We start from the raw sequence: 12,098 nt of genomic DNA, 5'->3' as shown, positions 1-12,098 counted from the left end.
CTATATCGTTAGATGTTTAAAATATATAATTTTGCGATATAGCAAATTTTTTATAAAAGTAATATATATAAGGTGGTACAATATGATTTTAGTATCAGCATGCTTACTTGGAATAAATTGTAAGTACAATGGAGAAAATAATAAAAATGAAAATGTAAAAAAGTTCTTAGAAGGTAAAGAGTTTATAATAGTGTGTCCAGAACAATTAGGAGGAATGAGCACACCAAGAGAACCTTCAGAAATAGTTAAACTAGATGGATATGATGTTATAAAAGGAAAAGCAAGTGTAATTAATAAGCAAAGATTGGATGTAACTAAAAAGTTTAGAAATGGAGCAGATGAAGCTTTAAAAATAGCTAAATTATATAACTGCAAAGAGGCTATATTAAAAGATGGAAGTCCATCTTGTGGTTCAAGTTATATATATGATGGAAGTTTTGCAGGTAAAAAGAAGGACGGCTTAGGAGTTACTGCTGCATTATTAATAGAAAATGGAATAAAAGTAATAAGTGAAAAAGAACTATAAGTAAAGTAAATTTTTATTTTAAATTTAAATGGAATAATTAACTTATACAAAATTGTATTATAAATAAGAATATTGCTAAAATATAGTTAATAAATAAACCAAATAACTTGAAAAAACTCATAAATTGATTTACCATAAAATAATAAGAATATGAGAGGAGAAATATAATGCAAGATTTTAAGATAGAAATAGCAAACTGCTTAAAAGAAAACATAGAAGATTTAACATTAGAAGAAATAGTTGGTCTTATAGAAGTACCACCAAACAAAGAAATGGGAGATTATGCATTTCCTTGCTTTAAATTAGCAAAAGTATTTAGAAAAGCTCCAAATATGATAGCGGCAGAATTAGCAGAAAAAATAGAAGCTAAAGGAGCAATATCTAAGGTATTACCTTTAGGAGGATATGTTAACTTCTTCGTTGACAAATCTCAATTAGCTAAAAATGTTATAAATGATGTTTTAACTCAAAAAGAAAAGTACGGACACAGTGATTTAGGAAAGGATAAGACAGTTGTAATAGACTTCTCATCTCCAAATATCGCTAAGCCATTCCATATAGGGCATATAAGAACTACTGTTATAGGAAATTCTTTATACAAAATATATGATTCTCAAGGATACAATACAGTAAGAATAAATCACTTAGGAGACTACGGAACTCAATTTGGTAAGTTAATAGTAGCTTTCAAATTATGGGGTAGTAAAGAAGCTGTAGAAGCCAACCCAATACCAGAATTATTAAAATTATACATACAATTCCATGATGAAGCTGAAAAGCACCCAGAGATGGAAGATGAGGCAAGAGCTTGGTTCACTAAATTAGAAAATGGAGATGCTGAAGCTAAAGCATTATGGCAATGGTTCAGAGATGAAAGTTTAAAAGAATTTGCTAGAGTTTATGACTTATTAGATATAGAGTTTGATTCATATAATGGAGAAAGTTTCTACTCTGACAAAATGGACTCAGTAATAGAAACTATAAAAGAAAAAGGATTATTAAAAGAATCTCAAGGAACAAATGTTGTTGAGTTAGAAGAATTCAATATGCCACCAGCTCTTATAACTAAAAATGATGGTTCAACATTATACATGACTAGAGATTTAGCAGCTGCAGTTTATAGAAAGAATAATTACGATTTTGACAAGTGTATATATGTAGTTGGTTCTCAACAAAGCTTACACTTCCAACAATTATTCAAAGTTCTAGAATTAGTTGGATTTGAGTGGGCTAAAGATATGGTACATGTACCATTTGGTATGGTTGCTTTAGAAAATGGAACAATGTCTACAAGAAAAGGTAGAGTAGTATTCTTAGAAGACGTATTAAAGCAAGCTATAGAAAAAACAAAAGAAACAATGTTAGCTAAAAATCCTAATGCATTAAATGTTGATGAAATAGCTAAGCAAGTAGGTGTTGGAGCTGTTGTGTTCCAAGAGCTATCTAACAGCAGAATAAAAGATTATACATTCTCATGGGAAAGAACTTTAAGCTTTGATGGAGAAACTGGACCATACGTTCAATATACTCATGCAAGATGTTGTGCAGTTTTAAGAAAAGCTAATGAAGAAATAACTACAGATATAAATTATGAATTATTAAATGATGAAGATAGTTCAGAAGTATTAAAGGTTATAGCATCTTTCAACAAGTCTATACTTAATGCTTTAAGAAAGAATGAACCACACATAATAACTAGATTTGTATTAGATTTAGCACAAGCATTCAATAAATTCTACCATGACAATGCCATATTAGTTGAAGATGTTGAATTAAGAAAAGCAAGACTTGCTTTAGTTGCTGCTACTAGACAAACAATAGAGAATGCTCTTAAGTTATTAGGTATGCATGCACCAGAAAGAATGTAATTATAATATTGATTAAAAATTAATATTATAATTTTGATATAATATACAGTGGTAGCTAAAACTATTAATTTTAGTTACCACTATAATATTTTCTAATATATTATCAAATATATTTATTTTAAATTTATGTAAAAATATAAATAGTAATAATTTATATAGTTTATTAAATATAATCAAGTTTTAAAATGGCAGTGAAAAACTGTCTCTTTTTTTTGGTTAGTCAAAGCAAAGTATATTAAGTATAATAGATGATAACAATAAAGTAATATAGAGTTTCATATGAGAAAGGTTAAGAGTATGATAGCTAATACTACAATAGAAAATAATATAAAAAATGCATATATATCTGCATTTGAAATGAATGACAAATCATTAAAAGATTTAATAATAATAAATACAAAATGTCTTATTGATGATAAAATACAGAGATATGTATATATAGATAGCAATAGACTAAGAGATGAATTAATATACTATAAATTTTATGGAGAGAAGTTAAGTACTAAAAATATAATAAATATATTACTTCCAGTAATACTTTCAAACACAAATGCAGATAAAAGTGAAGAAGTTGTTATTGATTTAGTGAGTAAGTATATAAGGTTTCTTAAAATAGAAGAAAATACATATGAGTATATATTAAGTGCTATTTGCTATAATATTATAATCCATAAATTAATAGAAAATAAAAATGTAGAATATGAAGAATTATTGCAAAGTGCAAAAGAAAAAATTATAGGATTTACAATGGAATTAGATAAATCTCAAGTAGTTAAGTTTCAAATGGAACGAATTAAAGCAATACAAATAATAGACAAGTATATAGATTTAAAAGTATATGAATACGAAGAAGATAAAGTATTAATAAATATGTTAAATGTATTGTATGATATATATATTGAAGATAGGAAAATAAGTGATAATGGAATATTAAGTATAAAAAAATCTATACTATCTATACTAAACTTCGAAGAGAATTTAAATATAAACAATATAGACTTCACCTTATCAATGGCTGAATATGTAATTAAACTAAGAAAATATATAATTAACAAAAAGATTTATAATAATCGTGTAGATCCAAGATCCCTAATTAAATTAGAAGTAGGGGAAATTACTATAGATCCGATATTTAATCAAATTGAAATTATAAAAAAAGATTTTAAAAATGATATTCTTGAGATAGGAGTCAAAGCTAAATCAGGAATATATAATCTTAAATTTAAAAAATCTTAGTTAGTATTTTCTAGGTAATTAACAAAATCTTCTTCGCTAGTATCAGTTAAAAAGCATAGTTCTTTTATTATACTGTTTCTTAAATCTATAAATTCATTAAGTCCAGTATTTTCATTTGTATACTCTAAGGCTTTTATAATAAGCAATAAGTCCCTTTTTGATAAGGCATTGATAGATACTTGATCGATTAATTCCATAAAAAACTTCCTTTCTAAATTAGATATAATTATGATACTATTATTCTACAAAAAGGTTTAAAAAACCTTCTATTAAAGAAAAAAATGATAATATACTACATATAGTATTTTAACCTAAAATGTACAGAAAATCATAGCATAAATGAAAAAAGAGGTGAAATAATTGAAAATTTTATTAACAACGTTAAATTCAAAATTTATACATACAAATTTAGCAATAAGATATTTAAAGGAGTTTGTAAAAGACTTAGTAGAAGTAGATTTAAAAGAATATACAATAAATAATGATTTAGATTATATATTAAAAGATATACACAAACATGATTATGATGTAATACTATTTTCAACTTATATATGGAACGTAAACGATATAGTTAGATTATGCCATAATATAAAGAAAGTAAAGCCAAGTATAAAGATAGCTCTAGGTGGGCCAGAGGTAACTTATGATAGCGAAAGCTTTATGGAAAAGCACTCATTTGTAGACTATATACTTTATGGAGAGGGAGAATTAGTTTTTAGAGATTTGGTAATGTATCTAAAAGGACAAAAATCTTTAGATGATGTAGAAGGTATAGTTTATAGAAATAACGATGAGATAGTTGTAACTAAACCTAAGGAATTATTACAAAATCTAGATGAAATACCTAGTCCTTATGATCATTTAAATCCAGCAGAATATGAAAATAGAATTGTTTACTATGAAACATCTAGAGGGTGTCCTTTTAATTGCCAATACTGCTTATCTTCAACACTTGAAGGATTAAGATATTTTAGTATAGATAGAGTAAAAAAAGATTTAAAGGCATTAATAGATGCAAGGGTATCTCAAATAAAGTTTATAGACAGAACTTTCAATGCTAACAAGAAGTTTGCACAAGAAATAATGAATTTCCTTATGGAAAATGACAATGGTTATACAACATATCATTTTGAAGTCACAGCACACTTATTAGATGAGGAAACATTAAACTTCTTAAAAGATTGCAAAGAAGGGTTATTCCAATTTGAAATAGGAGTACAAAGTACAAACCAGAAAACTCTTGATGCAGTTGGAAGAAGAGATGATTTTGAAAAATTATCTTATGCAGTTAAAAAAGTAGCATCGTATAGAAATATACATCAACATTTAGATTTAATAGCGGGACTTCCATATGAAGATTATGCAAGCTTTGAAAATTCATTTAATGATGTATTTAATTTAGGTATAGAGCATATACAATTAGGGTTCTTAAAGATGATAAAAGGAACTGGTATAAGAAATACTGCAAAAGAACATGGATATAGATACAAAGATTATACACCATATGAAGTATTATATAATGATTATATAAGTTATAGCGAAATGATAAAGTTAAAAGATATAGAAGAAATACTAGAAAGATACTATAACTCTAAAAACTTTGTATTGTCAATGAGATACATAATACATAATTATTATGAGCAAAGTCCATTTAAATTCTTTGAAGAATTTGCAACTTACTTTGATGAAAATGGGTATTTTGATGTAGCACAAGGTAAGAATCAATTATATAAAATATTATTAGATTTCTACAACGATAAGATAAATGATAAAAATGAATTATTTAATGATATATTAAAGTATGATTATATATCATTAGGTAAAACTTCAAATTTACCTCAAATATTCAATAAAGAAGATGTAGAAGATTTTAAAAATAGATGTCATATGTTCTTACAAAATGAAGATAACATATTAAAATATATACCACAGTTTGAAAATAAACCAGCTAAGCATATAATAAAATATGTTCATTTTGAACCATTTAGATTCGATATATTAAAGTTAAAAGAAGATATACATGCTGATATAAAAGAGATAAAAAATATAATTTTATTTGTCTATGATGATGATAACAAAGTTTTTGAAAAGTCAAAGTCATATAGTGTTAACATATAATATTAAATGCTAATTATTACATATTGGTATTATATATTATGAAAACATATCACATAAATTTTTAATGGGTATAAACATTAATAGATTAAAAATTATTATGTGAAGTTACAAAGGAGGAAAAAATGAAGTTTAAAATAGAAAAGTATTTATTAAAGAAAACAGAAGAATTATCTTTTATAACTATAAAACATGGTGGAGAATTTAACTTAGAAGGTTACACTATACCTAAGGGTGGATTAGATGTACCTATAAAAAATGAGGTATTAGTTAAAGGAATAAAAGAAAAGACAGCACAAGATAAGATAAATACAATGTCTATAGCAGATGCTATGATATATATAATGGGTATTGATAGCCAATTTAAGTATAATGAAGAATACAGAAAATTTTTAGATGCTTTTAGCAAAAAAGTAAATATAAATATAAAAGAATATATGGGCTATATGTCTAAAAAATACTTTGATATTGGTGAGATAACTGATTCGTTAATATACTTAAAAGCTATGATAAGTATGTATCCAAATGACATAGATGGATTATATCATTATTCAATAGTTTGCCAGGAACTAGCAAAGCAGTATCAAAAAGATATGGACAAAGAAGCTATGAATAAGTTTTTATTAGAAGCCTTAGAAAAGTTGGAAATGGTTATACAATTAGATGAAAACTTTGCTTTAGCTTACTATCATTTAGGATACCATTACTACAATCAAGGTCAATATTTAAAGGCTAGAGTTATATGGGAAGAAGCACAAAAATTAGGGTTAGATGCAGACTTAATGGCAGAGGTTCAAGAAAATATAGGAAAGATGGACTTTAAAGTTCAATATGAAGAAGGTTATAATTTAGTATTCCAAGGAAAATGTGAAGAAGGACTAGAAAAATTATTACCTCTTGAACAAGATCATCCTGATTGGTGGAACTTATTATTTATGATAGGATTAGCTTATAAAAATATGGGTGAATTTGAAGAAGCTAAGAAATATTTTGAAAAAATACTTATAACTAAACCACATCAAGTAGATACAATGGTTGAACTAGGCCTTTGTGAAGCTAGTATGTTCAATATAGATAAAGCTATAGAACACTTTGAACAAGCAGCTAAAATAAAAGAAGATCCAGAAATATTATGCAATTTAGGGATGGCATATCTAAACAAAGGTGATATAGATGATGCTATATATTATATAGAAAGAGCTTATGAATTAGATCCACAAGATGAAATTACAGTGGCATGTTTAAGAGAACTTGATAAATATAGATAAAAAATAAGTTAAAATTTACTATAAAAAAATCTAAAATTGACTTTAACTAAATTAAAGGGTATAATAAATCACTGAGATTATATAATTATATTCAAAAGTTAAAATTAGGAGCGAAGAAGTATACCTTGTATATGGGCACTTGAGGTATATGGAGTTAATAGTGCAACCGACTATTCAGATAATATTTAAATATTATTCGAATAGTCTTTTTTATTTTAAGATACAAGTTTATTGATAAGACATTAATGAAAATTAAATGAAAGCTAACAATTTTATATAGCATAAATGCGAACAAATTAAAATAATTAAAAGGACATAAATACATATAAGCTAAAAATAGGAATGAAGAAGTATACCTTGTATATGGGCACTTGAGGTATATGGAGTTAATAGTGCAACCGACTATTCAGATAATAAATCATTATTATCTTGAATAGTCTTTTTTATTTTAAAATAAAAGTTTATTGATAAGACATTAATGAAAATCAAATGAAAGCTAACAATTTTATATAGCATAAATGCACACAAAGCAAAATTATTAAAAGGGCATAAATACATATAAGCTAAAAATAGGAATGAAGAAGTATACCTTGTATATGGGCACTTGAGGTATATGGAGTTAATAGTGCAACCGACTATTCAGATAATAAATCATCATTATCTTGAATAGTCTTTTTTATTTTAAAATAAAAAGATTTAAAAAGGGTGGTGAAATTTATTGAAAAATAAATACAAGTTAGGAAAAAAAATAATATCGATACTTACGTCAGTACTAATGGTTATAAATGTGTTAATTAATACACATTTTGCGTATGCTGAAGAAGTTAAGACAGATAATCAAGGGGATACAATAGAAGTATCTATAACATGTGATAAAAAAGAGATTGAGCCTGGAGAAAAATTGAATTTTAAACTAGAGTATAAGGCTAAATATGGTCCAGGGAGTATAAAACCAGGTGATACTATAGAATTTGAAATGCCTAGTTGGCTTGAAAGATTTAGCTTTAAATTCCCCCCAGAGCATTTTAAAAGTGTACAAATGGAAGGTAATAAAGTAGTAGCAACTTTTGGGGATGATGTTTATGATGCAATAGGAGGATATGTTAATGTATCAGCATATGCAGATAAAACGGAAGAAGTAGATAATCAGAAGATAGAGGTATGGGTTGATGGAAAACCAGTTACTAGCATAGAAATAGCTATAAAACCATCTAATGAAACAGAGCCTATAATAGATAGACAGATTCTTAAAACTATAAATAATTATGACCATGTAGATTCAGATGGAAATACGGTAGGAAATATATATTATCCAGTACTAGGAAAAACTCAACAATATAGAGTATATGTTAATGAGAAATTTTCAAATATATCAAATGCAGTATTAACAGATAATATGCCTGAAGGAATGGAGCTTATACCAAGTTCTGTAAATGTAATTAAAATAGAAAGAGATAGCGCAGAAACAGATGTCACAGATAGCTTAAATATAAGCAAATCATCTAATAGGCTTAGTATAAACTTTGGAAATATTAAAGATAAATATATTGTAACTTATAAGACAAAGATTACTCAAAATTTGAGTTCTTATAAGAATACAGCAGTATTTAATAAAAGCGATGGTAAGTTAAATAGTACTGTTATATTAAAACAAAAAAATGAAGCAAAAGATGTTATAAGTAAGTATAGTTATACCTCTGCTAAAAATTCAGAAGGTAAAAATGTAGCATCTATGAACGAAAATGTAAGATATAGAATAGATATTAATGAAAATAGGTCAAATCTTAAAAATGTAACTTTAAATGACTTTACACCTAAAGGAATGGAACTTTTAAAGGACAGTATAAGTATAGGTAAATACAATAAAGATGAAAGCTTTGAGTGGGTAACAGATCAATTTAAAGATAAAATAAACACTAATAATGGAAATTTAACTATAAATTTTGGAAACGTAGATGATTACTATATTGTTTGTTACGACATGAAGATTACAAATGTTGAAGATTCATACTCAAATACTGCAAAGTTATCATACAATGGAACTAGAAATAGTGTTGATGATACGGTTAAATATGAATACAATGCAGGAGCTATAAATGCTCACAAATCTGTTGATAAGACTAAATTAGAAAAAGATGATGACCAAAGTGTTGTATATTCTATAAACTTTGAGAGTTTTGGTGTATTCCAAAAGGGATATATAGATTTAGTAGATAAATTAGATCCGAACGTAAAGATCGTAAAAGTTGAAGTTCCAGATGCTTTTTCTAGTAAAATAGATAAAGCAAATAATACAGTCAATATTATCAATGATAAGGGACAAATAAATTACAAAGAAAATTTAGAAGTAAAAATATATACTGATTTTAGCAATGTAAAAGATGGAACAACTGTATCAAATATAGCTAAAATAAATGGTAATCCAAGTAATAAAGTTGAAACTAAAAAGGGATATGCTTTTGAAGCTATTAAAGTTGATAGTGAAAATAAGGAAAGTAAGCTTAGTGGAGCTATATTTAATCTAAAAGATTCTAATAAGAAAGTTATAGGAAAATTAACTAGTGATGAGAATGGATTAATTAAATCAGATGTAGATAATGTAGGAACATATTATTTACAAGAAGTAAAAGCTCCAGAGGGATATTCAGTAGATGGAAAAGACATAAAGTTTACTATAGAAAAAAGTGATATAGGAACTGTTAAAAATATAGGAACTATAACAAATGAGAAAACAAATGGAGAAGTAGAAATAAAGAAAGTAGATAAAGATAATACAAGTAAAGTGTTACCAGGAACAGAGTTTGAAATACAAACACAAGATGGGCAAAAGGTAACAACGATAATAACTGGAAAGGACGGAATAGCAAGAGCAAGTCTAAAGCCAGGAAAGTATAAAGCAGTAGAAACAAAAGCATCCAAAGGATATATATTAACAAATGAAGTACAAAACTTCGAAATAAAGTTTAATCAAAAGGAAGATGCAAAATTAGTATTTGAAAATGAGAAGCAAGAAATTCCTACTGAAAAAATTAACAATAAGTTAAATGAATCAGAGAATAAATCAAGTGGAGAAGTAGAAATAAAGAAAGTAGATAAAGATGATACAAGTAAGGTGTTACCAGGGACAGAGTTCGAAATCCAAACACAAGATGGGAAAAAGGTGACAACGATAATAACTGGAGAAGACGGTATAGCAAGAGCAACTTTAAAGCCGGGAGAATATAGAGCAGTAGAAACAAAAGCATCAGAAGGATATGTATTAACAAATGAAGTACAAAATTTTGAGATAAAGCCTAATCAAAAAGAAAATATAAAATTAGTTTTTGAAAATAAGAGGGAAGAATTGCCTGTAAAAGATACTAATAATAAGCAAAGTGAATCAGAAGATAAATATAATAATGATAATAAAGTAGTAGATGAAAAAACAAATGGAGAAGTAGAAATAAAGGAAGTTGATAAAGACAATCCAAGTAAAATGTTGCCAGGAACAGAGTTTGAAATCCAAACACAAGATGGAAAAAATGTGACAACAACAACAACTGGAAAAGACGGAACAGCTACAGTAAGTCTAGAACCAGGCAAGTATAAAGCAGTAGAAACAAAATCATCAGAAGGGTACCCATTAACAAATGAAGTACAAAATTTTGAGATAAAGTCTAATCAAAAAGAAAATGTAAAATTAGTTTTTGAAAATGAGAAAGATGAAGTGTCTGAAAAAAATACTAATAGCAAGACAAAGGAATTAGAGCATAAATATAATAATGATAATAAAGTATTAGATAAAACTACTAATACTCCTAAAACAGGAGAAGAATCTATAATAGGATATATTGCATTAGTTATATTAGCTTTAGTGGGGATTGTATTTATAAACAAGAGAAAGTAAATAAAAAAATAGTATTAGTGTATTATGCTAATACTATTTTTTTAATTTTATAGAATATTTAGACTATACTACTAGAAAACTATTTTAGTACTAAATGTGATATTATTTAAATATATATAACAAGGGGGAGTATGAGATGATAAAAGATTTACACGATATGTTAGACAAACTAAAGCAAGAAGAAAAAGTAATACTTTCAGTTGCAGCAGCAGAAGATAGAGAAGTTTTATTAGCTATAAAGGATGCAGTTAATAAAGAAGTTATACAACCTATATTAGTAGGACAAGCAGATAAAATAAAGTCTATATCAAATGACATAAACTTTGAGTTAGAAGGTATAACTATAATAGACTCGCCAAGTATAGAAGAAAGTGCAAAGATTGCCGTAGAGTTAGTGTCTAAACAAGAAGCTGATTTTGTTATGAAGGGATTACTTGATACATCAATACTATTAAAGTCAGTGCTCAATAAAGAGTATGGACTTAGAACAGAGAGTTTACTTAGTCATGTAATGATATATCAACTTGAAAACTACCATAAGCTTTTAATATTAACAGATGGCGGAATGAACATATCTCCAGATTATGAACAAAAAGAAAAAATACTAAAAAATGCAATACAAGCGGCAAAATGTTTAGGTGTGGATGAGATAAAGGTAGCATGTTTAGCAGCAAAAGAAAAAGTAAATCCAAAAATGCAAGCTACAGTAGATGCTAGACTATTACAAGAAGCTTGTAAAGAAGGTAAATTTGGAGAAGGTGTTATAGTTGAAGGTCCACTTGCGTTTGATTTAGCTATATCAAAAGAATCAAGTGAAATAAAAGGATTTAAAAGTGAAGTAAGTGGAGATACAGATATATTACTAGTTCCAAATATTGAAGTTGGAAATGGAATAGGAAAATCATTTACATATATGGCAAATGCGAAATCAGCAGGAATTATAATGGGAGCAAAAGCCCCAGTAGTATTGGTATCAAGAGCAGATAGTCATGAATCTAAGTTATATTCTATAGCATATGGAGCGCTTATTGCCAAGAGCATGAAATAATATATACAAATAATGCAAACAATACTATAATATAAATAGGTAAACGTTTTACAAAAATGATTTAAATTAATAAAAATGATTTAAATTAATAAAAATGATTTAAATTAATAAAAATGATTTAAATTAATAAAAATTTTAAATTAATATATAA

8 protein-coding genes and 3 riboswitches are annotated in these 12,098 nt (G+C 26.7%); of the genes, 7 read left to right on the top strand and 1 reads right to left on the bottom strand.

The genetic code is table 11. The annotated features are described in order from the left end of the window. Nucleotides 1-82: 82 nt before the first annotated feature. The 3 genes from ABHC41_RS07730 (at nt 83) to ABHC41_RS07720 (ending at nt 3,630) form a co-directional block, all read left to right on the top strand. Nucleotides 83-526: a DUF523 domain-containing protein gene (locus ABHC41_RS07730; RefSeq protein ID WP_092923543.1), complete on the top strand. Its 444-nt coding sequence runs from the start codon at nt 83-85 to the stop codon at nt 524-526. A gap of 167 nt (nt 527-693) precedes the next feature. Then, nucleotides 694-2,394, top strand: coding sequence for an arginine--tRNA ligase (gene argS, locus ABHC41_RS07725; RefSeq protein ID WP_092923546.1), 1,701 nt, complete (start codon nt 694-696; stop codon nt 2,392-2,394). A gap of 279 nt (nt 2,395-2,673) precedes the next feature. Beyond that, nucleotides 2,674-3,630 carry a hypothetical protein gene (locus ABHC41_RS07720; protein WP_271893632.1) on the top strand — a complete coding sequence of 319 codons (957 nt, stop codon included), beginning with the start codon at nt 2,674-2,676 and terminating at the stop codon, nt 3,628-3,630. On the opposite strand, the gene ABHC41_RS07715 is transcribed toward ABHC41_RS07720, so the two are convergent. After that, on the bottom strand, nt 3,627-3,827 hold the full coding sequence (locus ABHC41_RS07715) for a hypothetical protein (protein WP_092923549.1): 201 nt from the start codon (nt 3,825-3,827) through the stop codon (nt 3,627-3,629). The two genes, ABHC41_RS07720 and ABHC41_RS07715, sit on opposite strands and share 4 nt — an antisense overlap. A 163-nt stretch (nt 3,828-3,990) precedes the next feature. Here ABHC41_RS07715 and ABHC41_RS07710 point away from each other — a divergent pair, with 163 nt between their 5' ends. The 4 genes from ABHC41_RS07710 to ABHC41_RS07695 all read left to right on the top strand — a co-directional run bounded on the left by ABHC41_RS07710 (nt 3,991) and on the right by ABHC41_RS07695 (nt 11,947). After that, on the top strand, nt 3,991-5,748 hold the full coding sequence (locus ABHC41_RS07710) for a B12-binding domain-containing radical SAM protein (protein WP_271893635.1): 1,758 nt from the start codon (nt 3,991-3,993) through the stop codon (nt 5,746-5,748). A gap of 122 nt (nt 5,749-5,870) precedes the next feature. Then, the gene (locus ABHC41_RS07705) at nt 5,871-7,013 is read left to right on the top strand and encodes a tetratricopeptide repeat protein (protein WP_092923555.1); all 1,143 of its coding nucleotides are present in this window, start codon (nt 5,871-5,873) and stop codon (nt 7,011-7,013) included. Between the two features lie 97 nt (nt 7,014-7,110). Further along, a riboswitch (cyclic di-GMP riboswitch) is annotated at nt 7,111-7,193 on the top strand. 149 nt (nt 7,194-7,342) lie between these two features. Further along, a riboswitch (cyclic di-GMP riboswitch) is annotated at nt 7,343-7,424 on the top strand. Between the two features lie 151 nt (nt 7,425-7,575). After that, nucleotides 7,576-7,657, top strand: a riboswitch (cyclic di-GMP riboswitch). A gap of 74 nt (nt 7,658-7,731) precedes the next feature. Beyond that, nucleotides 7,732-10,899: a SpaA isopeptide-forming pilin-related protein gene (locus ABHC41_RS07700; protein WP_271893638.1), complete on the top strand. Its 3,168-nt coding sequence runs from the start codon at nt 7,732-7,734 to the stop codon at nt 10,897-10,899. 136 nt (nt 10,900-11,035) lie between these two features. Further along, on the top strand, nt 11,036-11,947 hold the full coding sequence (locus ABHC41_RS07695; RefSeq protein ID WP_166506011.1) for a bifunctional enoyl-CoA hydratase/phosphate acetyltransferase: 912 nt from the start codon (nt 11,036-11,038) through the stop codon (nt 11,945-11,947). The last annotated feature ends 151 nt before the right edge of the window (nt 11,948-12,098 follow it).

Origin of the sequence: Romboutsia sp. 1001216sp1 (genome assembly GCF_039841805.1) — a bacterium.
In the GTDB taxonomy this organism is placed as follows: domain Bacteria; phylum Bacillota; class Clostridia; order Peptostreptococcales; family Peptostreptococcaceae; genus Romboutsia_C; species Romboutsia_C hominis.
Note: the sequence above shows the minus strand (reverse complement) of the source record. Positions and strands in the feature narration are given on the sequence as shown.